This is a genomic window from Kribbella sp. CWNU-51 (assembly GCF_054073265.1).
The window spans coordinates 95,121-118,507 of sequence record NZ_JBSXMZ010000009.1; the positions used below are offsets into that span (position 1 = coordinate 95,121).

The 23,387-nt window shown below is 68.5% G+C and carries 22 protein-coding genes; 5 read left to right on the forward strand and 17 right to left on the reverse strand.

Annotated elements, in window-relative coordinates; translation table 11 throughout:
• Window positions 1-95: 95 nt before the first annotated feature.
• From ACXC9Q_RS14280 to ACXC9Q_RS14310, 7 genes are all read right to left on the reverse strand, one after another.
• Window positions 96-1,004 carry a Ppx/GppA phosphatase family protein gene (locus ACXC9Q_RS14280; protein WP_457056982.1) on the reverse strand — a complete coding sequence of 303 codons (909 nt, stop codon included), beginning with the start codon at window positions 1,002-1,004 and terminating at the stop codon, window positions 96-98.
• Window positions 997-1,479, reverse strand: a complete 483-nt coding sequence (locus ACXC9Q_RS14285; RefSeq protein WP_457056983.1) for a DUF501 domain-containing protein — start codon at window positions 1,477-1,479, stop codon at window positions 997-999. The genes ACXC9Q_RS14280 and ACXC9Q_RS14285 overlap by 8 nt, the downstream gene beginning before the upstream one ends.
• Window positions 1,476-2,087: an FtsB family cell division protein gene (locus tag ACXC9Q_RS14290; RefSeq protein WP_457056984.1), complete on the reverse strand. Its 612-nt coding sequence runs from the start codon at window positions 2,085-2,087 to the stop codon at window positions 1,476-1,478. The genes ACXC9Q_RS14285 and ACXC9Q_RS14290 overlap by 4 nt, the downstream gene beginning before the upstream one ends.
• A 1-nt stretch (window position 2,088) precedes the next feature.
• Window positions 2,089-3,369, reverse strand: coding sequence for a phosphopyruvate hydratase (gene eno, locus ACXC9Q_RS14295; protein ID WP_457056985.1), 1,281 nt, complete (start codon window positions 3,367-3,369; stop codon window positions 2,089-2,091).
• 39 nt (window positions 3,370-3,408) lie between these two features.
• On the reverse strand, window positions 3,409-3,954 hold the full coding sequence (locus ACXC9Q_RS14300; RefSeq protein ID WP_457056986.1) for an RNA 2'-phosphotransferase: 546 nt from the start codon (window positions 3,952-3,954) through the stop codon (window positions 3,409-3,411).
• Window positions 3,951-4,793, reverse strand: coding sequence for a LysR family transcriptional regulator (locus tag ACXC9Q_RS14305; RefSeq protein ID WP_457056987.1), 843 nt, complete (start codon window positions 4,791-4,793; stop codon window positions 3,951-3,953). The genes ACXC9Q_RS14300 and ACXC9Q_RS14305 overlap by 4 nt, the downstream gene beginning before the upstream one ends.
• Window positions 4,794-5,089: 296 nt before the next feature.
• Window positions 5,090-5,944 (reverse strand): phosphotransferase enzyme family protein, encoded by an 855-nt coding sequence (locus ACXC9Q_RS14310; protein ID WP_457056988.1) that lies wholly within the window; start codon window positions 5,942-5,944, stop codon window positions 5,090-5,092.
• A 97-nt stretch (window positions 5,945-6,041) separates the two neighbouring features.
• Between ACXC9Q_RS14310 and ACXC9Q_RS14315 the strand changes: the two genes are divergently transcribed.
• Both ACXC9Q_RS14315 and ACXC9Q_RS14320 read left to right on the forward strand, forming a co-directional pair.
• A complete protein-coding gene (locus ACXC9Q_RS14315; RefSeq protein ID WP_457056989.1) occupies window positions 6,042-6,503 on the forward strand; it encodes a hypothetical protein in 462 nt (153 codons plus the stop codon).
• On the forward strand, window positions 6,500-6,790 hold the full coding sequence (locus ACXC9Q_RS14320) for a transcriptional regulator (RefSeq protein WP_457056990.1): 291 nt from the start codon (window positions 6,500-6,502) through the stop codon (window positions 6,788-6,790). Before ACXC9Q_RS14315 ends, ACXC9Q_RS14320 begins: the two co-directional genes overlap by 4 nt.
• A 35-nt stretch (window positions 6,791-6,825) precedes the next feature.
• On the opposite strand, the gene ACXC9Q_RS14325 is transcribed toward ACXC9Q_RS14320, so the two are convergent.
• Window positions 6,826-8,199 carry a hypothetical protein gene (locus ACXC9Q_RS14325; RefSeq protein WP_457056991.1) on the reverse strand — a complete coding sequence of 458 codons (1,374 nt, stop codon included), beginning with the start codon at window positions 8,197-8,199 and terminating at the stop codon, window positions 6,826-6,828.
• Between the two features lie 12 nt (window positions 8,200-8,211).
• A complete protein-coding gene (locus ACXC9Q_RS14330; RefSeq protein WP_457056992.1) occupies window positions 8,212-9,339 on the reverse strand; it encodes an OmpA family protein in 1,128 nt (375 codons plus the stop codon).
• Between the two features lie 654 nt (window positions 9,340-9,993).
• Between ACXC9Q_RS14330 and ACXC9Q_RS14335 the strand changes: the two genes are divergently transcribed.
• Window positions 9,994-11,598, forward strand: a complete 1,605-nt coding sequence (locus ACXC9Q_RS14335) for a helix-turn-helix transcriptional regulator (RefSeq protein ID WP_457056993.1) — start codon at window positions 9,994-9,996, stop codon at window positions 11,596-11,598.
• Complete coding sequence (locus ACXC9Q_RS14340; RefSeq protein ID WP_457056994.1) at window positions 11,598-12,266, forward strand: hypothetical protein; 669 nt, start codon at window positions 11,598-11,600, stop codon at window positions 12,264-12,266. The genes ACXC9Q_RS14335 and ACXC9Q_RS14340 overlap by 1 nt, the downstream gene beginning before the upstream one ends.
• A 6-nt stretch (window positions 12,267-12,272) precedes the next feature.
• On the opposite strand, the gene ACXC9Q_RS14345 is transcribed toward ACXC9Q_RS14340, so the two are convergent.
• The 6 genes from ACXC9Q_RS14345 to ACXC9Q_RS14370 all read right to left on the reverse strand — a co-directional run bounded on the left by ACXC9Q_RS14345 (window position 12,273) and on the right by ACXC9Q_RS14370 (window position 19,906).
• Complete coding sequence (locus tag ACXC9Q_RS14345; RefSeq protein ID WP_457056995.1) at window positions 12,273-13,280, reverse strand: MazG family protein; 1,008 nt, start codon at window positions 13,278-13,280, stop codon at window positions 12,273-12,275.
• Between the two features lie 14 nt (window positions 13,281-13,294).
• Entirely contained in the window at window positions 13,295-13,921 is a 627-nt protein-coding gene (locus ACXC9Q_RS14350) for a hypothetical protein (RefSeq protein ID WP_457056996.1), read from the reverse strand.
• A gap of 28 nt (window positions 13,922-13,949) precedes the next feature.
• Entirely contained in the window at window positions 13,950-17,576 is a 3,627-nt protein-coding gene (mfd, locus tag ACXC9Q_RS14355) for a transcription-repair coupling factor (protein ID WP_457056997.1), read from the reverse strand.
• A complete protein-coding gene (gene pth, locus ACXC9Q_RS14360) occupies window positions 17,573-18,148 on the reverse strand; it encodes an aminoacyl-tRNA hydrolase (RefSeq protein ID WP_328526641.1) in 576 nt (191 codons plus the stop codon). Before pth ends, mfd begins: the two co-directional genes overlap by 4 nt.
• A gap of 46 nt (window positions 18,149-18,194) precedes the next feature.
• The gene (locus ACXC9Q_RS14365; protein ID WP_457056998.1) at window positions 18,195-18,842 is read right to left on the reverse strand and encodes a 50S ribosomal protein L25/general stress protein Ctc; all 648 of its coding nucleotides are present in this window, start codon (window positions 18,840-18,842) and stop codon (window positions 18,195-18,197) included.
• A gap of 302 nt (window positions 18,843-19,144) precedes the next feature.
• Window positions 19,145-19,906, reverse strand: a complete 762-nt coding sequence (locus ACXC9Q_RS14370; protein ID WP_457056999.1) for a DUF1932 domain-containing protein — start codon at window positions 19,904-19,906, stop codon at window positions 19,145-19,147.
• A gap of 192 nt (window positions 19,907-20,098) precedes the next feature.
• Between ACXC9Q_RS14370 and ACXC9Q_RS14375 the strand changes: the two genes are divergently transcribed.
• A complete protein-coding gene (locus ACXC9Q_RS14375) occupies window positions 20,099-20,578 on the forward strand; it encodes a hypothetical protein (RefSeq protein WP_457057000.1) in 480 nt (159 codons plus the stop codon).
• Between the two features lie 46 nt (window positions 20,579-20,624).
• On the opposite strand, the gene ACXC9Q_RS14380 is transcribed toward ACXC9Q_RS14375, so the two are convergent.
• Both ACXC9Q_RS14380 and glmU read right to left on the reverse strand, forming a co-directional pair.
• Entirely contained in the window at window positions 20,625-21,605 is a 981-nt protein-coding gene (locus ACXC9Q_RS14380) for a ribose-phosphate diphosphokinase (protein WP_457057001.1), read from the reverse strand.
• 13 nt (window positions 21,606-21,618) lie between these two features.
• Window positions 21,619-23,085: a bifunctional UDP-N-acetylglucosamine diphosphorylase/glucosamine-1-phosphate N-acetyltransferase GlmU gene (gene glmU / locus ACXC9Q_RS14385; RefSeq protein ID WP_457057002.1), complete on the reverse strand. Its 1,467-nt coding sequence runs from the start codon at window positions 23,083-23,085 to the stop codon at window positions 21,619-21,621.
• Window positions 23,086-23,387 lie beyond the last annotated feature (302 nt).

Consider the following 23,387-nt stretch of genomic DNA (forward strand, 5'->3'; position numbering starts at 1 on the left):
TGCGCACAGCGGCAGGCGACCGCGACCTTTGCGGTCCATTTCAGCGCCTCATCCCAGGCGGGTACGTCGACGACCCCGCGTGGCATAGGGCCTGGTCAGGCGAGCGAGAGCGCGACACCGTCCAGGATGTCGTGCTCGGACACGATCACCTCGCCGACCGTCATCCGGTCGAACAGCCGCTGCAGGATGAGTGCTCCGGCGCCGATCACATCCACGCGTCCGGGATGGATTGTTGGTACGGCGGAACGCTCAACGCGACTGGAGTTCGTCAACCAGGTGGTCGCGGCGCGAAGCTCAGCGCGGGCGAGACGTGCGTGGTGGACCGCGGCCCGGTCGTACTCCGGAAGCCCAAGAGCGACCGCCGCGACCGTGGTGACGGTCCCGCCGACCCCGATCAGCGCGCGAGCCCGCGAGAGCGGGACTGTGGTCGCGTCGAGGAGTGCGTCCGCGTCCTTGGCGATGGCGTCGAGCTCGTCGGGCGCCGTGGGGTCTGATCTGACATGCCGCTCGGTCAACCGCACCGAACCGATGTCGAGCGACTCCGCCGCGATCACGCCGTCGGCGTCGCCCAGGACGAGTTCGGTCGAGCCGCCGCCGATGTCCGCGACGAGGTAGGGCCCGGGGAGACCGAGCGATGCCGTGGCGCCGCGGAAGCTGAGCTCGGCCTCCTCCGCACCCGAGATGATCTCCGGCTCCACACCGAACCGCTCCCGGATGCCGGCGAAGAACTGGTCCCGGTTGCTCGCATCCCGAGCCGCCGAGGTCGCCACGAATCGCGTCCGCGCGACACCGGCCGCCCGGATCACGGCGGCGAAGTCGTCAGATGCGGTGAAGACACGCTCCAGCGCTTCCGGAGCGAAGGATCCGGTCGCATCAACACCTTGCCCGAGGCGGACGATCGTCATCCGCCGATCGACCTCGACGAGCCGACCGTCGACCAGGTCAGCAATCAGCAAGCGGATCGAGTTGGTCCCGCAGTCGACGGCCGCAACCCGTTCAGACACACGGACCTCGGCGGCCCCAGTCCTCCAGGGCTTCCAGGGCCTGGTCGCCAAGGGGATTGACGCCGGGGCCGGCGGCGCGTGAGTGACCGACCAGCACGTGCAGGCACTTCACGCGGTTGGGCATGCCGCCGGCTGTGATGCCGGCGATCTCCTCGACGTGCTGGATGGACTCGCGGTGGGCCAGGTAGGACTCGTGGGCCGCCCGATAGCGCGCGGCCAGGTCCGGATCGCTGCCCAGACGGTCGGTCATTTCCTTCATCATGCCCTCGGCCTCGAGCGTACCGATCGCGGACGCGAGTCGCGGGCAGGTCACGTAGTACGTGGTCGGGAACGGCGTACCGTCCGGCAGTCGCGGCTCGGTCTCCACCACATCCGGCAGGCCGCAGCTGCAGCGGTGCGCGATGGAGCGGATGCCCCGCGCGGTCCGGCCCAACTGCTTGCTGACGGCTTCTTCGTCCGCGGGACTGACGCTCACCGGGTCGCCTTCGGTGACGGCGTGATGATCGGCTTCGGGGTCGGTTTGGCCGGAGCCGGCGTCGTAGCCGGGGCCGGCGGGTTGCCCGCTCCCTCGACACTCCCCCACAGCTTCGTGTACCAGGTCGGCTTCTGCGCGTCCGTCGTACCGTCCGTCGGTGCCGAAGGCTCGGGCGGCGCGCCCAGCGGCTTGCCGTCCGCGCCGATCACGCGGTAGCCGACCTCGCCCGGCATCACCCAGCCGAGCCGCTGCCGCGCCTGCGCCTTCACGAACGCGTCGTCGTCCCAGCGGGCGATCTCGTCGTTCAGCTCGTTGACCCGCTTCTCCCGGTCCCGGATCTCCTGCTGCAGCGCGGTGACCTGCTGGTGCTGGTCGAACCACACCCGCAGGCTCTGCGCGTACGACACGATCAGCGCACCGAGCACGAGCAGTACGACGGCCGCCCGGCCGGTGAGGTTACGGGAGCCCCGGGTCCGGACCGGGCCGGCCGGGGTCCCCGTCGTACGGCGTTTGGGCTGGTCGCCCCGACGGGCCGGTGGACGCGACTGGGTCCGGCTCGACGGACGCGAGCCGGGGCGTGCACCGGATTCCCGGCGGGACGACGGCATCTCAGCCCTGGAACCGCGGGAAGGCCGAGCGACCGGCGTACGTCGCCGCGTCGTCCAGCTCCTCCTCGATCCGGAGCAGCTGGTTGTACTTCGCGGTCCGGTCGGACCGGGCCGGGGCGCCGGACTTGATCTGGCCGCAGTTCGTCGCGACCGCGAGGTCGGCGATCGTGGTGTCCTCGGTCTCGCCGGAGCGGTGGCTCATCATGCAGGTGAAGCCGCTGCGGTGGGCCAGGTCGACCGCGTCCAGGGTCTCGGTCAGCGAGCCGATCTGGTTCACCTTCACCAGCAGGCTGTTCGCGGCCTTCTCGGTGATGCCGCGCTGCAGCCGCTCGACGTTGGTGACGAACAGGTCGTCGCCGACAATCTGGATCTTGTCACCGAGCTGACCGGACAGGTTGATCCAGCCGGACCAGTCCTCCTCGTTCAGCGGGTCCTCGATCGAGACGATCGGGTACGACGACACCAGGTCGGCGTAGTACGCGATCATCTCGTCGGCCGACTTCTTCCCGCCCTCGAACGCGTACACGCCGTCGGTGTGGAACTCGCTCGCGGCCACGTCCATCGCCAGGGCGATGTCCTTGCCCGGCCGTAGGCCGGCCTTCTCGATCGCGACCAGGATCAGGTCGAGCGCCTCGCGGTTGCTGGCCAGGTTCGGCGCGAAGCCGCCCTCGTCGCCGAGGCCGGTGGACAGGCCGCGCTCCTTCAGCACCGCCTTCAGCGCGTGGTAGACGCCGGCGCCCTGCATCAGGGCCTCGCCGTACGTCGCCGCGCCGATCGGGGCGACCATGAACTCCTGGACGTCGACGTTGCTGTCCGCGTGCGCGCCGCCGTTCAGGATGTTCATCATCGGCACCGGCAGGACGTGCGCGTTCGGGCCGCCGACGTAGCGGAACAGCGGCAGGCCGGCGCTGTCCGCGGCCGCCTTCGCCACCGCCAGGCTGACGCCGAGGATGGCGTTCGCGCCGAGCTTGGCCTTGTTCGGGGTGCCGTCGAGGTCGATCAGGGCCTGGTCGATCAGCCGCTGCTCGTGGACGTCGTACCCGACGATCTCCTTGTCGATGTCCTCCAGGATCGCGGTGATCGCCTTCTGGACGCCCTTGCCGCCGTACCGGGCCTTGTCGCCGTCGCGCAGTTCGACGGCCTCGAACTGGCCGGTGGACGCGCCCGAGGGCACGGCCGCCCGGGCGACGGTGTCGTCGTCGAGCAGAACCTCGACCTCGACAGTGGGGTTGCCGCGCGAGTCGAGGATCTCGCGGGCGCCGACGGCCTCGATGGTGGCCACATTGACTCCCAAGTTCTCGATGACGAATCGGTCCCGAGCCTAGCCTCCAGACCAGCTGCCCCGGTGGACCGCGTCGGCCCTAACGATCGCATCCGCGGGTACCTCCCGCGTCAGCAACACCCCGTTGGGCGCCAGATAGACCTCGAGATTGCCGGAATCCACACCCAGTAAGACTTCTACCGCCGTACGCCGGCCGACCGGGCTGTCCTTGGACGCCGCCAGATGGACGTGCGTACGCCGTCCTGGCCGCAAGCCTTCCCGTTGGATCGCAGGCAGTACGGCGCGATTGGTTCCATGCCAGAGGAGGTCAGTGGGATACACCCGTTCCCAACTGTTCTCCAAGGCTTCACGCGTCACCGGCATCCCTTCCAGCGAATGCCCCTGACACGCCCGGATCCGGTCCCCGTCCACTTGCAACCGCTGCTTGTCGTTCTCGTCGACCGCCACCGCCAGCGCAGCCGACGACATCCGCAGCTCGGCCAGTACGTCGGCGATCGCCACCCAGCCGTCCGCACTCATGGTGAGCCCACGCTCACCTGCTGTATGCCTGAGCAGCCTGAAAATCCGCCGGCTGTCCCGGCTCACCTCAACAGCCTCTTCAGCTCGTCCACTCGCTCTCCGCGGTCCAGCCGGCTGATGACGTAGTACCGCACCGGGGGCAGGTCCGTGACCGGGATCTTCCGAACGGCGGCCGTCGTCCGCACGAAGCCGTTCACCACTGCCGGCCCGATCCCCAGGCGGACGAACTGGACCAGTAGTTCCCACCCTTCGGCCTCTACCGCGACGGACCACCGGACGCCGAGGTCGAGCATGCTCCGCTCCAGCTGCTGCCGATGCGGTCGATCCTTCGGCGGTACGACGAGAGCCTCGTCCTGCAGGTCCTTCAGCCTGATCGTCCGCCGGTCGGCCAGGCGATGGTTGGCACGCGTGATCAGGGTCTGCGGGAACTGCGCCAGCAACTCACAGTCGAGGTCGTCCGGCGGGATCCCCAGCGCGGTGACGCCGACATCGGCGGTCCCCTCCCGGACGGCCTCGAGGGTCCGGGCCGCGTTCCCGGTCAGCAGCCGCAGCTCGTGTCCCTTCCGCAGGAACCGGCGGATCGGCTCGCCGAGAAGGTAGAGGTAGGCGCCGGAGCCGGCCATCAGCACGACCGGGCGCGGCGGCGCGGCCTCGATCGAGCTGAGAAAGTCCGAGGCCCGGTCCAGCGCGTCATTGGCGAACGCGGCCAGCCGCTCACCCACCTCGGTCAGCTGGAGTTGCCGCCCTTGCTTCAGGTAGAGCGGCGTACCCAAGCGACCTTCGAGCTTGCGGATGCGGGCATGCAGCGCGGGCTGGCTGACGTGTAGTTCCGCCGCGGCCCGGGTGAAGTTCCGGTGGCGCGCGAAGGCGGCGAACGCCGCGAGATCCTCCGCGACCAGTTCCATCGACGGAAACTATAGCTTGTCGACACATCGATAGTTCTGCTCAAGCGCTCCAGCGGTCAGCCTAGAGCCATGAACAGACTGGGAATCGCACCGGCGTCGGGCCGGCGATTGCTAGGGATGAACCTGGAGGGAAATGCCACTCCACAAGGGCAAAACCCGCCACCTTCCAGGCGAGATCCCTCCACAAACGGGACATGCTTCGGCGATCGCCGGCCAGGTGGCGGAGGCCGGGTGCATCGTCCATCAGGTTGGGCACAGCTGCTCGTCTCGAGGTCCCGTCCACGCAACGTCCACGGTCACAGGTCCGCGGTTTCGAAGGCTTGTCTGGCATCGGCGAGACCTTTGAGGTTCTCGGCGGGGTCGGCGATACCGGTACGAACGTCATTCACGCAGCGCCAGGCGAAGTACCCAGCCTGCACAGCCCAACGGACCCTGAGGAAGGCGTCGAGGCCGGCGAAGATCTCGTCCGCGAGCTCGGGGCGCTGGTCGAGGTACGCCGGTACGACGTGATCCGGGCGGCCACCGGCGTACATGACGGCCGACGCGACGTCGTACAGGACAGGGCCGTGCATGGCGGCACCCCAGTCGATCAGCGCGATCTCGCTGTCCGGCTGCCGGAGGAATGCCTCTGCAGCGGGATCGCCGTGCAGCCAGGCCCACGACAACTCGCCGAGTGCCTCCACACCTTCGAGCGCGCCCTCGACAGCCGGCCGGATCCATTTCTCCAAGTCCAGGAACGGATCGAACTGGGTCACATGCTGGAGCCACTCAGCCACCTCCCCCGGCGGGGTCCACGACAGCTGATGCACCCGCGCCAGCGTCATGCCGACCGCCCGCTGATCGTCCGTAGCACCAGTGAGCGGCACTCCGTCGACAAACTCCAGTACGCCGACCTGCCGCTCACCCACCAGCTCGACCAGCCGACCCGCCGCGCTAGGCCGCGGCCGCCCAGTCACGACTCCCGCATCATCAAGCCGCACCGCCAACCCCAGCCCCGGCGCGAACCCCATGTCCCCGGCGTCGACCGACTTGACCACCCCGCGCCATCCGTCCGCTTCGGCGAGCCACGTCTCCGACCCCATCCCACCGGTGAGGGACTCCAGGCGGGCAGTCAGCTCCCAGCGCTCTCGCAACACCCCGGCGACATCCACCCCGCACACCCTGCCAGCGCGGGCGGTCGCACACACATGGTTTTCCCCGAGAATTTTCTCCTTGCGAAAGTGGAAAGTGATCGGCTAACTTTCCGGTGTGGAAAGTGATGCCGAGGAGCTGTCGCGCGTGCTCGAGCGGGCCGAGGCCACGCCGTACGTGAACTACCCGAAGACACCGGGGTGGTACTCGCCGGCCGTCGGGCTCTGGATGGCCGCGCTGATCGGAGCCTTCATCTGGTGGCGGGTCAGCGCCGCGCTCTTCGTCGGGTCGCTGGTTGCGCTCGTGGCGCTCGAGTTCTGGTTCATCACATGGATGCGGCGGCGGCACGGCGCGATGCCGACGCCGGGCCACGGCACACCCCCACGGGAGATCGGAGCGATCTGGGTCCGGTTCTTCGTGGCGGTGCCGGTCGTCGTGGCGCTCGTCGCGCTGGCCTGGTGGCTCGGCGGCGTACCGGCCGGAGCGGGTACCGCGTTCGTGCTGGTGACGGCCGGGCTCTGGTACTACGAACGCCGGTACGCCGTGGCGGCGGCCGAGGTCCGGGAACGACTCGGGTGATCGACGGGATCGACCCGGTCATCCACGCTCCCAAGCGACTGGCGGCGATGGCGGTACTGGCGAACGCGACGACAGTGACGTTCCGCTTCCTCAAGGACTATCTGCAGGTGACCGACTCCGACCTGTCGAAGCACATGTCGGCGCTGGAGGCAGCCGGGTACGTCGCCACCACGAAAACAGGCCGCGGTCGCGGCGCGACGACGACGTACCGGATGACGAAGTCGGGCGAGCACGCGTACGCGGCCCACCGCGACGCCCTCCGCGCCCTCCTCGACGGCCCGAGGTAACGCGCCGCGCCCGGGATCTGGGCGCGGCGCTCGCATCATCGGGTGAACGTCAGATCCGGGCCCGAATGGTCCCACGGGTGCGGCGGGATTCGCCGGAGTCGCAGCGTGACGTCCGCGAGCCTGACCCGAAGAGCCGCGAGCCGGCGATCACGGTCGATCACCGGCTGCAGATTGACCGCCTCAGCGCCCGGGATCCTGTTGCTCAGCGGCGGGCGGGACCCGGTCGCCACCTCCACCGCGCTCGACGGCACGGCCACCTGGCTCGACAGCCCACCGATCTGCAGCCGGAGGAAGTTGTACGGCGCCGACGCCTCGTCGACCACCTTCTGCACATCGCTGAGGATCGCGGGCATGATCTTCTCGACCTGCTCGCGCTCAAGCCGCCGAGCAATCGCCAGGTCCGACTCGGCCTGCTCGACGAGTTCGTCGTACTGCTCCCGATCCTCGTCGAGGTCGTCGGTCAGCGCGTCCCGCTCCCGCGACACCTTGCTGCCGTCGAGCGCCTTGCCCAGGAATGCCAGCGTCGGCATCAACAATCCGGTAGTCACGGCCAGCATGATCATGACAACGGCCACCGCCGTCTGTGCGTGCCCGAGCGCGTCGAGACCTCGCTCGATCAACGCCGACGTGATGCCGAGCGCGATCGTTGCCGTCACCAACAAGTACCCCAACCGGTGCCGGCGGCTCGCCTCCGCGTGGTGCTTCTGCCCGTCCGCCTGCGCCTCGCGAGCGTGGTTGTGAGCACGCGCCGCGTGATCCACCAGCCAGGTCTGCCCGAGCATCACGTAGACCACCAGGATCAAAGCAAACGTCCATCCCATCCAGTCCCGCCACGGACTCACGATCGGCACGTTCAGGTAATAGGTGAGGAAGGCAAGGAATCCGAGCGCCTCGGCCCACGGCGCGACGCGCGAGATCGTCCGCAGCCAGGCCGGCGCGCGGTCGTGGTGCCGATGGCCGTCGGCCCGGTCCGCTTCCACACGGTCGGTCAGCTCCTCCACCCGGTCGACCGCGTCGTGGCCGCCGTACACTTTGTTGGTCTCCGGCGTACTGAGGTCCCTGGGATGTCTGCCGAGATCGTCCATCGTCGTCTCAACGTCGTCGCACAACCGGTCGATCGCGTCCAGCGCCGGGTCGACCTGGTTCCTCAACCGCGTCGCGAGCAGGTCCTGCCCATCACGCACGTACGGCGCGCTGAGCTGGCGGCCGACCACCGGCTGCGGCTCCCACTCGCTCCGCGGAAGGCCGGCCTCCCGGTGGTGGCGTACGACGTACTCGTAATAGGTGGAGGCGATGCGGTACTCCTCCTTCGTGCACAGGCCCGCCCGGACGGCTTCCCGTCGCGTGTACTGCGGCCCCCGAATGGACTCGTGTCCGTTGTCCGGTAACGGAATCGCCTGCGTGGCCATCTCCGTCCCCCTTTACTTGGTACTGCTGAAGCGAACGATCACACAGCGATTTCTAGGGTCGCTGGGGTCCGGGTACGGCTGGTTCGCATTGCCATAACCCTTGATGTCGATGCGGTTCCGCGCCACGCCGCGCTGAACCAGTAGTCCGGCGACGACCTGCGCCCGCTGCGTGCTGAGCTTGAGCGCCACCGGGTTGTTGGGCCGCTTGACGGCCGAGGAAGTGTGTCCTTCGACCGACACCCGGCCGGTCGATCCGATCGTGGCGGCGCACGAGCCGATCGCCCGCAACGTCGCCTGGCGATCCAGCAGGACCGCTTGATCCGAAGCGAAGTACGTCGCCGCGCTCAGCGTGCACGTCTTCTCTCCGGGCACCTTGGTGGTCTTGGCCGGCACCGGCGTACCCGGCGGCGGGGGGATCGGTACGACGGGCGCCGGCAGAGGCGAGGTGGACGGTGCGCCGTCCGGGTACTCGTACCGGACCGTCGGCGCACCGGCCGCCCGGAGCAGCGTGGTCCACACGGCTTCCCGATAGACGATCTGCGGCCGCCGCAGAACCGGTTGCCGCCCGGACTCACCGAGCATGACGAACGTGATCGCCGCGCCCTGCAGTGCGGGTAACTCCCCCGCCTTGCGCAGCTCACCCGTCAGAGTCGCCGGCGCCACATCGAACGCCAGCTTCCGGAAGTCGACCGGATCGGTCGTATCCAGCCCCGAGGAGAAGATGAACACCGGCCGGGAGACATCGATTCGAGCCCGCGACAACCCGGCGAACAACGCCTCGCCGCCGACCACCGAGCTCTTCTCGTTGAGCTGCTGTTCCAACGTCCCGATCAGCCGGTCGATCTCCTTCGCGGCCCGCTCCGCAACCTTGAGCGGCTCCCCATCCGGCTTCCCGTCGACCCGCGGCGTCAGATCCGTTGCGGTCGTCGAGACGGCCCCATTGCCGTCGATCCGCACAACCCTGACAACCTGGTGCTGGGCTCCAGCCCGCTCGAGCATCTCCCGAGCGCTTCCAGCAATCCGGATCGCCGCCTGATTGGCCGTCGGCGCCGTGTAAACGATCGTCCCGCCGAGCACCGGCCCCGCCGGCTCGTGCCTGCGCGACTCCCACAGCGCCGCCGACGCCGAGACGACTGCCAACAGCAGTCCGATGACGACGCCGAGAATCCATCGCCGGGAACCCCTCCGCCCCCGGCTACGCCTCCTCGATCTCCCACCGACCCGCATCGGCCGACTCCGCCCGGTGCGATAGCGGGTCCTCCCGCCCCGCCGGCTTCTCATCACACACCGCCAGCCTGGAGGTGTTTCGACACCTTGACGGACTGGACCGGAATGCTCGCAACCGCCTTATTTAGTGCAGATGTGCACATTGGCTTGCACATCGCACAGTTTGGGATAGGCTTTTGTTTCATCACGGATCAGACCCCTCACTTGCTAGGTCGTCGGGTTCTCGGTGATGTGGGGCGGCTCGGGTGCAGATCGAGCCGCCTCTTCGTATAGCGGCCTCGAACTCAGAGTAGGTGCACTCCTGCAACAGGTCAATACAAATGTGCGCTCCCTCTATGCACAAGTGCGCACGTCGCGCACAATGTCAAACACCTGATGCAACCGGGGATCGGCAAGGCAGCTAGGGAGGGGTTGAACTCCGCTGTGATGCACGGTGACGAACAGTTGTGAACGCTTCGGCGTGTAGGCGTCGCCGAGGGCGATTTTCTGCTTGTATGGCGCCGCAGCACCCCAAGCTCCGCCCGCGAAAGACAGACCTCAAGCGACGACTCGCAGAAAGGGGAGGCGGTGACCGACACACCCGCTGGCCTGACCGTTGACGATTCTCGGGAGACTCGCCGCGCCATCGCCGGCCAGATCCGGATGGCGCGCAAGGAGGTCGGGCTGAGTCAAGCGACGCTCGGCTCCCGAGTCGGAGTGAGCCGCTATGTGATCAACCGGCTCGAGGGCGAGAACCAGGATCTGTCACTCGAGCTCGCCGCCAAATTGGCCGAGGAGCTCAAACGGCCCGAGCTCGAGCAGTTGAGCCGCGCCCTATTCGAGGCCGAGTCTCAGCCAGTTCGATACCCAGCCACTCGCGACGCCCTGCTCGAAGATCTGCTTGCCGCAGACGGACTCAACAGGCTGGTAATCGTTGTCGCCGACGAGCTGGACATCCTGTCCCTGCTCGAGCGCACATGCATCAACCTTCCGGAGAGAGTGACGATCGTCTTCCCCAGTCACGCGCGCCAGCAGCAGCTCCGCGGACCGGCGGCTCCAAACGCCGCCACCTGGGACGTGCAGAGGCAGATCACCAGGATCTTCGAGGCCCTCGCGGTCGGCGGCCGGCTGCATCCTGACGAGGGGCCGCTCGACTACGACGTAAAGCTGTACGAGTCTGACGAGGTCCGGCAGTCCTTCGTCCTGATCGGGTCGGCCGACGGGAACCAGTGTGCCGTCTGGCCGGCGCTGCCGAACATCGAGCCCGATGAGCTCAGTTCCATTCCGGTCGCCGTCTCGGCGGAGCCGTCCTTCATCCAGCTAATCGAGGCTCACTACCGCGATCTGGTCCGCGACCGGATGCCGCTGACCCATCTGAAAGCTGTCGTCATCGTTGGCGAGGGCAACGAGTCGACGCCGGTCGGCCCCGCCGCCCGCCACCGCCTGTCCAGCTACTTCCAGCTCGGTGTCGACTCCGAGAACGACGCGGCGGCAGCCGGTGACGGGGAAACCGGGCGCTTCGGATTCGGCGTCGCGCTAGTACTCGTCCATGGCTATGCCGAGCGGTCCGGACGCGCCGTCGGCCGTCGCGTCCTGCTGCAGCAGGACGCGAAGTCCGCCACGTATCAGCTCATCAGCAGCCACATCTCCGACGAGGATCTGGTCGGAACCGGAGAGCGTGGGCCACGGTCGACGTCGACCAGCCATGAGGCGCGACGAAGGCTGATCGCCCGCGATCGAGAGGCAAGTGTCACCTCGGCCGCGTTCATCCGAGCGGCCCGTCACGGGCTCCTCGATGAATTCGGCGCAGACGTACCGATTCGCGCGCTCCAGGAGATCCCATTGCCGGAACCGCTCTGGATCGTTGAGAAGTTCGACCAACAGGGCAACCGCCTGATGCCGGTCGTACCACGGTTGTTCCATCTGGACCTGACTCCCCGCGACCGCGAGGACATGCTGGCCCGGATCGAAGCGAGTGGGCAGAAAGGGGATTCGGCGCGGCTCGACGACTGGCTGGCATCCGTCGGCCGCCTCGAAACGGCCCTGCTCGACACCCCTGGCACGATGACCTTCGGTCAGCAGGATCTGCAGCATCCGGAAGTCCCACTCAACGATTTTCTGGAGACCGCGCGGACACAAGCGGGGGACTGGTTCTTATCCGTGCTTCAAGAATTGAAGATTACGATGGAGTGATGAACACAATCGACCATGACCTCAGGCGGGTTCCGCGCGAGTGGCTTGACGCGCTGGAGTTGACGCCGGGGTCTACTGAGCCGGTCGCGACGTACATGCCGGTCCTCGCGCTCACGATCATCCGCGAGGACCTAGGTTCGCGACAGGTTCTGGGTTGCGTGCGGTCTCCTGAGGAGAACCGGACGCACCCGGGGGTGCTGAGTTCTCCGACCGTGCGGGTTCGCGGAGTGGAGGACTTCTCTTGGCTGCAGAGCGGGCCGGTGGTTGGGGATGCGCCGGCTTGGTTGACGGCGCATGTGGATCAGTTGCTGGGGGGCAAGCTGGCTGCTGACAGTGGAGTGACGGCGGGGCTCAAGCCTGATTTCGTGCAGGTTTGGCAGGCTCACAGTGTGATCGGGAGCGCCGATGGGCGGCGGGTCACCGAGCCTTTGACGATGATCAACGTGCATGTGTCGGTGCCTGCTGGCGTGGAGATCTTCCCGCACCGGACGCCGTCGTACTCGTGGATCGGGTTTGTGGACGAGGAGCGGCATGCCGTGGCCGTGGAGCGGCGGGATGCTGAGGCGCTGGGGGCGGACTTCGGGGGCGAGACGCCGGTCGTCTACGGACTCTGCACTTTGAGTACGGCGGCCATGCTCAAGGCGACCGCGCTCACCGCGGTGTCCTGACCGAAATCAGCTCTGTTCCGCGGTGCGGATCTGGTCTGCCAGCGATCGGACCGCACCGCGGAGTGCTTGTTCGGGGTCGACGTCCAGGGTGCGGGCTGCGCGGACCAGCTCCAGTAGTTGCTGACCGATGCGGTCGGTGTCGGTGGACGGCTCCGGGGTGGGCTCGTCGTCCGCGAGGAGCTTGGCTGCGCGGCTGAGGACCTTGTCCGCGAGTGCCAGCGCGGGGAGGGCCAGCGGAACACCGTCCAGGACGGAGCTGCGCTGCTTCTCCGCGGCTTTGATGGTCTCCCAGTTCGCCTCTACCGCGGCGAGGTCCTTGTTCGTCTCGTCGCCGAAGACGTGGGGGTGGCGGCGGATCATCTTCTCGACGATGTCGCCGGAGACGTCGTCGATCGAGAAGCCTTCATCCGGGTTCTCCTCGGCGATGCGGGAGTGGAAGGCGACCTGCAACATGAGGTCGCCGAGTTCTTCGCGGAGGTGGGCTCGGTCGCCGGTGTCGATGGCTTCGAGGGTTTCGTAGGTTTCCTCGAGGAGGTACTTCGCGAGGCTCTCGTGGGTCTGTTCCTGGTCCCACGGGCAGTTGCGGCGGAGGCGGTCCATGACCCTGACGAGGTCGATCAGGCGGGCGCCTGGTACGTCGTACGAGCCGTGCAGGATCTCCACCTCGAAGGGCGGTCGCGGGTCCCGGTTCAGCTGGTCGGCGACCACGCGGAGGAGGGCTGGTTCGCCGTCGTCGGCGACGAGCCAGGCAACCTGACGGCCTGCGGTGGCTGCGCCGGAGAGCCAGGTCCACGCCTCGGCGAAGCCGCCTTCGATCTGGGTGACAACCAAGCCGGAGCCGATCACCGCCTGGACGTCCGGGCGGGACGGGCCGGCCGAGGCGCCGATCTCATCGGCGTCCGCGAACGCCTGCCAGGCGGCGCGGGTGAGCAAGCCCGGCGCCACCCGGGGGCTGGTCAGGACGACCTTGATGCCGCCGCCCTGTCCCGGGCCGGGACGACCGTCGTGCGTCACCGGGCTCAGCGGTCTCAGCCCTGGCCCTGTTGCTGCTGCTGGGCCTCGGCGGCTTCGCGCTTGGCCTTGGCCTGGTCGGACTCCTCCGACAGCGAGCCGGACACCTTGCCGTCGATGGCGCCGTCGGTCCACTGGCCGAAGCGCGGCGCGATGCTGACCTTGATGTCCTTCGACGCGTCCTTGACGGCGGCGATGCCGGCCTGCTGCTTCTGCTGCGCCTGCGGGTCGTTGACGCCGGTCCCACCGCCGAGCTTGATGGTGGTGACGGCGGCCGCGGCGACCTGGTTCAGGAAGTCACGGGTGAGCTCGTTCTCCTGGAACTTCTGGTACGACGCCTCGTCGCTGACCACGAGCTTCGCGGCCTCGGCGGTCTCCGCGTCGGAGACCGTGATGCCCTTCTCCTCACGGACCTGGGCGACCAGTGCGTTGTTCACCAGCTCGCTCAGCGTCACGCTGGTGGCGAAGTCCTGGCCGAGGGCCGTGGTGACCGCGCGCGAGGTCTTGTCGACGTCGCCGACGCTGATCTCGGTGTTGCCGACCATGGCCGCCGCGCCCGGGTGCGTTCCCGCCGCGCAGCCACCAGCCAGCAGCACCATGGCCGCTGCCGCTCCGATCGCCCCAAGCCGTCGCGATGTGCTCACCGAATCTCCTCGTGTCTTCCGTACAGGTTCATGCCGGGACCCCGATCGGTTCGGCGATCACGTCGTCGATCAACCGGGTGCACCACTGCAGCAGCTCCTGGTCGCGAAGCGGCTGACCGGCGACCGGCCGGGTAGCAGGTCTCGGCACCAGGATCGTACGCAGTTGCGCCTTCACCAGACTCTTCGGGTACAGCCTGTTCAGCCGCAGCACCTTCGAATCGGGCAGCTCGACCGGCCCGAACCGGATCAGGTTGCCCTGCAGGGTGACGTCGTGCAGACCGGCCCGGCGGGCGTGGTTGCGGAACTTCGCCACCTCGACCAGGTTCAGCACCGCTTGCGGGATGTCGCCGTACCGGTCGTGCAACTCCTCGACCAGCTCGGCGATGCCGTCCTCGTCGCGGACGGCGGCCAGCCGCTGGTACATCTCCAGCCGCAGCCGCTGCGACGGGATGTAGTCGTGCGGCAGGTGCGCGTCGATCGGCAGCTCGATCTTGACCTCGGGCTCCTCGGCCTGGGTGTCGCCGCGGTACTCCGCGACCGCCTCGCCGACCAGCCGGACGTACAGGTCGAAGCCGACGTCGGCGATGTGCCCGGACTGCTCGCCGCCGAGCAGGTTCCCGGCGCCGCGGATCTCCAGGTCCTTCATCGCGACCGCCATGCCGCCGCCCAGATCCGCGTGCTGCGCGATCGTGGCGAGCCGGTCGTGTGCGGTCTCGGTCAGCGGCTTCTCCGGCGGGAAGAAGAAGTACGCGTACGCGCGCTCCCGGCCGCGACCGACCCGGCCGCGGAGCTGGTGCAGCTGGGACAGGCCGAGCAGGTCGGCGCGCTCGACGATCATCGTGTTCGCGTTCGAGATGTCGATCCCGGACTCGACGATCGTCGTACACACGATGACGTCGGACTGCTTCTCCCAGAAGCCCTGGATGACGTTCTCGAGGGTGTGCTCGTTCATCTGGCCGTGCGCGACGCTCACCCGGGCCTCGGGGACCAGCTGGCGGATCCGCGCGGCCGCCTTCTCGATCGTGTTCACCCGGTTGTGGACGACGAAGACCTGGCCCTCCCGCAGCAGCTCGCGCCGGATCGCGGCGGTCACCTGGCCCTCCTCGTAGGCGCCGACAAACGTCAGCACCGGGTGCCGCTCCTCCGGCGGCGTGGCGATCGTCGACATCTCGCGGATCCCGGTGATCGACATCTCCAGGGTCCGCGGGATCGGCGTCGCGGACATCGTCAGTACGTCGACCGCAGTCCGCAACCGCTTCAGCTGCTCCTTGTGCTCGACGCCGAACCGCTGCTCCTCGTCGACCACGACCAGTCCGAGATCCTTGAACGCGACCTCGCCACCGAACAGCCGGTGCGTCCCGATCACCACATCGACCGACCCGTCGGCCAGGCCGTCGATGGTGGCCTTGGCCTCCTTGTCGGTCTGGAACCGCGACAGCGGCGCCACGTTCACCGGGAAGGCGGCGTACCGCTCGGCGAAGGTCGCGTAGTGCTGCTGCACGAGCAGCGTCGTCGGCACGAGTACGGCGACCTGCTTGCCGTCCTGCACTGCCTTGAAGGCGGCCCGGACGGCGATCTCCGTCTTGCCGTAGCCGACGTCACCACACACGATCCGGTCCATCGGCATGACACGTTCCATGTCGTGCTTCACGTCGTCGATGGTGGCCAGCTGGTCCGGCGTCTCCACGAAGGGGAACGCGTCCTCCAGTTCGGCCTGCCACGGGGTGTCCTTGGCGAAGGCATGGCCCTTGGTCGCCTGGCGGGCGGCGTACAGCTTGATCAGCTCGCCGGCGATCTGCCGGACCGCCTTGCGGGCGCGGCCCTTGCGCTTGGCCCAGTCGCCGCCGCCCATCTTGTCCAGGCTCGGCTGCTCGCCACCGACGTACCGGGTGACCTGGTCGAGCTGGTCGGTCGGCACGTACAGCCGGTCGCCGGGTTGGCCCCGCTTGCTCGGGGCGAACTCGATCACGACGTACTCGCGGGTGGCCTTCTGAGCTCCCGTGCCCACGGTGCGCTGCATCATCTCGACGTACCGGCCGACGCCGTGCTGCTCGTGCACGACGTAGTCGCCGGGCTGCAACTCGAGCGGGTCGATCGTCTTCTTGCGACGCGAAGGCATCCGTTGCTGAGAACGCCGTTCGGCCGCCGATCGCTGGCCGGCCAGGTCGTTCTCGGTGAGCACCGCGAACTTGATGCCGTCCGCAATGAATCCGTGGTCCAGCTGCCCCTGCGAGATCAGCACCACGCCCGGCTCGGGCACGGAGTCGATCCCGTCGACCGCGCGGGCCGGCAGCTCGGCCTCGGAGAAAACCTCCGCCAGGCGCTGCGCGGGACCGTGGCCCTCGGTGACGCAGACGACCCGCCAGCCGTCCCGCAGCCAGCCGCGGACATCCTCGACCGCGGCCGCGGTCTCACCGCGGTACGGGTCCACCTCGTGCGCGGCGATCGCGCGGCTCCGGACTGCGCCGGCGTCCGGGTCGATGTCGAACGAGACCCGCGCGCCCATCGAGTCGCGCAGCTCCGGCACATCGGTGGGCGCCGCAGTGAACGGCGACAGGCTCCACCAGGCCAGGCCGTTGCCCAGGGCGTGCGACCGGACGTCGGCCAGCGACATGTACGCCGCCGCCCCCAGGTCGATCGGCGCCTCGCCACCACCGGCGGCCGCCGCCCACGACGCCTCCAGGAACTCCTGGCTGGTCGCGACCAGATCGTGTGCCCGGGCCCGGACCCGCTCGGGGTCGCTGACGATGACGTGCGTACCGGCCGGCATCAGGTCGACCAGCAGCTCCATGTCGTCGACGAGCACGGGTGCCAGCGACTCCATGCCCTCGACCGCGTGCCCCTCGGCCAGCTTCTCGAACAGCTCGGCCAGCTCGGGGTGCTCCTTGGCCAGTACGGCGGCCCGCGCGCGGACCTCGTCGGTCAGCAGCAGCTCGCGGCACGGGGGCGCCCACAGCCCGTGCTCGGCGACCTCCAGCGAGCGCTGGTCGGCGACCGCGAAGTACCGGATCTCTTCCACGTCGTCGCCGAAGAAGTCGACCCGCAGCGGGTGCTCCTCGGTCGGCGGGAACACGTCGATGATACCGCCGCGGACCGCGAACTCACCGCGCCGCTCGACGAGATCGACCCGGTGGTACGCCGCTCCGGCCAGTGCGTCGACGACCTCCTCCAGCTCGACCGTGTCGCCGACGTGCAACTGCACGGGCTTCAGGTCGGCCAGGCCGGCGACCTGCGGCTGCAGCACGGACCGCACCGGCGCGACCAGGATCTTGATCGGCCCCGTCGTCTCGTCCGACGGATCCGGGTGCGCGAGGCGACGCAGTACGGCGAGACGCCGCCCGACCGTGTCGGAGCGGGGCGAGAGGCGCTCGTGCGGGAGGGTCTCCCAGGCCGGGTAGTAAGCGACTGTGCTGGGCTCGACCATGCACTGCAGCGCCTCGGTCAGCTCCTCGGCTTCACGGAAGGTCGCCGTCACCGCGAGCACGGGGCGGCCGGCGCCATTCTGCTCCGACGCGATCGCCGCGAGCAGGACCGGGCGTACCGGGGTCGGGGCGCTCAGGTCGAGGGTCGTGACACCGTCGGCCTTGGCGTCACGAACGGCCTCGGCCACCACCGGATCGGTGATCAGGGTGTCGACGAGACCGCTGAGTTTCACGAGTTGTACTTCCCTTGGGTGGCATCGAGGCCGTCGGTGAGCAGTGATTCCACCGCGTCCGCGGTCCGGTCGACGGCGAACGGAAGGTCCTTGCGTTCGGTCGAGGAGAACTCGTTCAGGACGAAGTCGGCGGGGTTCTGCCGGCCCGGCGGACGACCCACACCGAACCGAACTCGATAGTACTCACCGGTGCCAAGCGATTTCCGCAGTGACTTGAGCCCGTTGTGCCCGTTGTCGCCGCCACCGAACTTGCAGCGCAGTACGCCGAAGTCGATGTCGAGCTCGTCATGGACGACGAGCAGGTTGGCCGGCTCCAGCTTGAAGAACTTCAGCAGCCCGGACACCGGGCCGCCGGACTCGTTCATGTACGACCGGGGCTTGGCCAGCACGGTCCGGATCCCGGAGATCCGGGTCTCGATCACCTCGGCCTTGACCTGCTTGTGCTGCTTCCACTTGTCGCCGGTCCGGGCCGCGAGCTCATCGGCCACCAGGTGGCCGATGTTGTGCCGGGTGCGGGCATAGGAAGGGCCGGGATTCCCCAGTCCGACGACCAACCACACGTCGTCCGCCACGGATCCCGGCCCTCCTGCTGTGTCTGTGTACTGCGGCGCAGACAGACTACTCGGCGGCGGCGGCCACCGGCTCCTCGGCCGGAGCCTGCGGCTCGTCCCGCTCGATGCCGGCCTCGGCCTCGGCGTCGGCCAGCTCGGCCTCGACCTGCTCGGCGGTCTGGGCCGCGGTGATGTTCACGATCAGGGTGTCCGGCTCGATCGCCAGCGTGGTCCCGGTCGGCAGCTTGATGTCGGAGGCGTGGATCTGCGCGCCGACGTCGAGACCCTCGACGGAGACGGCGACGCCGTCCGGAATGTGGGTCGCCTCGGCCTCGACCAGGATGGTCGGGCTCTCCAGCACGACCAGCGTGTCGCTGATGGCCTCGCCCTCGAGGTGAACGGCGATGTCGACCTGGACCTTCTCACCGCGCCGGACCATGACCAGGTCGACGTGCTCGATGAAGCCCTTGATCGGGTCGCGCTGGACCTGCTTCGGCAGCGCGAGGTGGCTCTCGCCGCCCTCGACCTCGATCAGCAGCAGAGCGTTGGCGGTCTTCAGGGCCAGCATGGTGTCGTGACCGGGCAGCGTGATGTGCACCGGGTCGCTACCGTGGCCGTACAGGACGGCGGGAACCTTGTTGTCCCGGCGGATTCGGCGGGCAGCACCCTTGCCGAACTCCGTACGCGATTCGGCTTGGATCTTGACCTCGGCCACGAGATGAACTCCTCAAGTGCGTTGCGGTGATCTGTTGACTAGGTGGAACTCGGCTGCGGCCTCAGCGGGCGCTTTGTGACCCCGGAGAAGGCGTCAGGCAACGAACCACCGCGTCGATCACGGAGCCGCGCCCAACTGTTCTCGGGGGGCGTCCCTCGCCGAGGCAACCAAAACAGTCTACCCATCACTGCGCCCAGACGGGAAATCCGATCTCTGGGCACTGTGCTCCCGCTCCGATCGCGCCCCGGAAGGCTTTCCACGCCTCTTTCCGGCCCAGTCCGGACCCGTTGCCGGCGACGTGATCAAGTGAGCTTGGTCCAGACCTGGCGAAGGGCGCGGGCCGCGTCACCCTCGAGACCGGCGACGTCCAGGGTCTCAGCCAGCTCGTCGAACTCCGGGCCCCAGCGCCAGGCGACACTCCTCAGCTGGTCCGGCAAGCCCGGATCCTTCAGCGATCCCGCGTCCGCACGGATCTGCTGGGCGGTGAGCGCATCCGTGACGCCGTACTTCTCGGCCAGCTGGAAGGCCAGCACCGCCAGCGCCGCCTTGCCCTTGTTGTAGAGCGCGTACGACGACTTCGCCGCGCTGGCCGCACCGGGCTCGGCCCCGACCACCATCGGGGTGACTGCGGTGCCGGCCCAGAGCGCGGCCGCCTGATCGGCAGCGGCGCCGGACAGCATCAGATGCGTCGGGCTCGGCCCACCGGTCGGCGGCGGGCCGACCACACCGGCATCCACGAACGTCGCCTCCGGCACCGCAGACTGCGCCTCGCGCAACGACATCGGGGACAGCGGGTTCGCCTCGATGTACAGCCCGGCGAACCCGGCCTGGCCGACCTGCTTGGCGATGTCCACGGCCCCCTGGGGAGCACACGAACACAGCACCGCCTCAGCCACGCCGACCGCGTCGGCGAACGGCGTACCGATCAGCCCGGCCTCCTCCGCGCGCGCCACCGAGGCCTCGCTACGGCCGTCCGGCACCCAGTGCACCTCATGGCCTGCGGCAACCAGCTGGGCGGCGAGCTTCGAGCCCATCGCCCCGGGGTAAAACACGGCAATCCGCATGCAACATCCTCTGGAGAGCGGTCAGTGCTCTCCAAGATATGCCAGTACGGCGAGCACCCAGCGGTGCTGTCGACTAGTACGGCGCGGAGGCAGCGCACTACGCCTCGTCGTTGAGTATTCCGAGCCGTTGCCACGCCGGGCGGGGAGATGCAGCGTGGAAGGACAGCAAAGGATCTCTGGGGAGGGACTCCGATGAGTGAGAACGCAGTGGGGCGCCGGCAGGCGCTCAGGGGTGCAGGAATCGCCGCGGGTGGTGTGGCGATCGCTGGGCTGGCGACGGCTACGCCTGCGATGGCGGGCAACGACAACGGGCTGCTCGGCAGTTGGATGTGCGTGCGTCAGGACGACGGCACGACCGACAAGGTCCGGCTGGTCTTGAGCTTCGCCGGCGGCGGCGTGTTCGTGTCGCACGACATCAGCCCGGCCGGACCGCCGTTCACCGGAACGTGGTCAAGTAAGGGCAAGTCGTTCCGGGCGACCTTCTGGACCGGCTTCCCGGGCGAGCAAGGCCCGGACTCGGTCGGGAATACTGTCCGCGTGCAACTGAGGGGCACGCTGTCACACGGCATGATCTCGGGGACCTACCGGGTCACCATATTCGCGCCGGGGAGCGCGACCGAGGTGGTGCAGACGATCACCGGGAAGTTGACGGGACGCCGGATCAACGCCTGACCGACGATGCCAGGGCGTACGACGCGTGCGTCGTACGCCCTGATGTTCAGGCGCGGCCCTCGAACAGGCTGGTCACCGAGCCGTCCTCGAAGACCTCGCGGATGGCCCGGCTGATCAGCGGCGCGATCGACAGCTCGGTGAGCTTGTCGAACCGGCGGTCCTCCGCGATCGGCAGCGTGTTGGTGACAATCACCTCGCTGGCCTGGCAGTTCTTCAGCCGGTCCACCGCCGGACCGGACAGGATCGCATGGGTCGCGGCGATCACCACGCCCGCGGCGCCCTCGGCGTACAGCGCGTCGGCCGCCTTGGTGATGGTGCCCGCGGTGTCGATCATGTCGTCGACCAGGATGCAGACCCGGCCCTTGACCTCACCGACGACGCGGTTCGCGACCGTCTCGTTCGGGCGGTCGATGTCGCGGGTCTTGTGGATGAAGGCCAGCGGCGCGTTGTTCAGCCGGGCCGACCACTGCTCGGCCACCTTGATCCGGCCGGCATCCGGCGACACCACGGCCAGCTGTTCGTCGCCGTACTTGTTCCGGACGTACTCGCTCAGGATCGGCATCGCCATCAGGTGGTCGACGGGTCCGTCGAAGAAGCCCTGGATCTGCGAGGTGTGCAGGTCGACGCAGATCAGCCGGTTCGCGCCGGCGGTCTTGAACAGGTCGGCCATCAGCCGGGCCGAGATCGGTTCGCGACCGCGATGCTTCTTGTCCTGCCGCGCGTACCCGTAGAACGGGAGGACGACGGTGATCCGCTTGGCCGACGCCCGCTTCAGCGCGTCGACCATGATCAGCTGCTCCATGATCCACTCGTTGATCGGCGAGGTGTGGCTCTGGATCACGAACGCGTCGCTGCCCCGGACCGACTCCTCGAACCGGACGTAGATCTCACCGTTGGCGAAGTCGTACGCCTGGGTCGGCACCAGGCCGGCGCCGAGTTGCTCGGCGACCTGCTCGGCCAGGACGGGGTGAGCCCGGCCGGAGAACACCATCAGGTTCTTCTCGGTGGTTCGCTTCATCCCGCTCATGAGCAGCCTCCCGTTACGCCTTCTCGCCAGTGTCGCCCAGCGCGGCCTGATCCGCCGCCTGAGCTTCCTCGGCCGCCTTGGCGGTCTTGGTCCCGGCCCGCTTGCGCGCGACCCAGCCCTTGATGTTGCGCTGCCGCGACCGGGCCACCGCGATCTCACCCGGTCCGACGTCCTCGGTCAGCGCGGTGCCGGCGGCCAGGTAGGCGCCGTCGGCGACCGTCCGCGGCGCGACCAGCACCGAGTTGCTGCCGATGAACGAGTGCTTGCCGATGTGCGTCGGGTGCTTCGCGACCCCGTCGTAGTTGGCAAAGATCGTGCCGGCGCCGATGTTCGCGCCCTCGCCGATCGTCGCGTCCCCGGCGTACGTGAGGTGCGGGACCTTCGCGCCGTCGCCGATGCTGGTGTTCTTGGTCTCGACGAAGGTGCCGATCTTGCCCTTCACGCCGACCGACGTGCCGGGGCGCAGGTAGGCGAACGGGCCCACGGAGGCTTGGGGGCCGATCTCGGAGCTGGACCCGTGCGTCCGGATGATGGTCGCGCCCGCACCGACCGCGACGTCGGTGAGCGTGGTGTCCGGGCCGATCGTGGCGCCCTCGTCAACCGTGGTCGCGCCGTGCAGCTGGGTGTTCGGCAGCACCGTGACGTCGCGGGCGAGCTGAACGGTCTGATCGACCCAGGTGGTGTTCGGGTCGACGATCGTGACGCCGTCGCGCATCAGCTTGTCGAGGGTCCGGCGGTTCAGTTCGGCGCGGAGCGTGGCCAGCTGGACGCGGTCGTTCACGCCCTCGGTCTGCATCGCGTCGTCGGTGACGTGCGCGCCGACCCGCTTGCCGTCGTTGCGCGCGATCGCGAGGACGTCGGTCAGGTACAGCTCGCCCTGCGCGTTGTCCGTGGTCAGCCGGCTCAGGCCGTCCCGCAGCGTGGCCGCGTCGAAGACGTAGATGCCGGCGTTGATCTCGTCGATCTCCCGCTGCTCCGGCGTCGCGTCCTTGTGCTCGACGATCCCGGCGACGGTGCCGTCCGCACCCGCGATGATCCGCCCGTATCCGGTCGGGTCCGGCACCCGCGCGGTCAGCACCGTGATGGCGTTGCCGTGCTTGTCGTGCTCGGCGATCAGCTCGTGCAGCGTCTCCGCCTCGAGCAGCGGTACGTCGCCCGACGTGACGATCACCGATCCGTCGAAGTCGGCCGGTACGGCGGTCAGCCCGGCCCGGACCGCGTCACCGGTCCCCCGCTGCTGCTCCTGGACGGCGGTCCTGGCTCCGGGATCGACATCCTTGAGGTGGGCCTCGACCAGTTCGCGGCCGTTGCCGATCACGACGACCAGATGTTCGGGGCTCAGTGCCCGGGCGGTGACCACGGCGTGCCCGACGAGACTGCGCCCGCCGATCTCGTGCAAGACCTTCGGGGTCGCCGATTTCATCCGGGTTCCCAGACCGGCGGCCATGATGACGACCGCCGCGGGACGATGGGAAGTCACGCGGTCTTCTCCTCGAGTTCCCTGCGAGTTTTCTGGAACAAGTATCAGCATGGGCACTCGCTGTGTGTACCGCCTGGGGTGCCCGCGCAAGCCTACTTGCTCATCCGAACGCCCTCGACCAGCTCTCCCCGCCACACCGTGACCGGTCTCACGTTCCCTTCGTGGTGACTCTCCGTGCTGGATCCGCCGGCGCGGTATACATCCGCTACCAGAGCCCGGAACCCGACCACCGCGGCCGTCGGATCGGCACCTTCGGCCTGGTCAACACGCTCGCCCTCCCCCACCCCCGTCAGGCCGCAGAC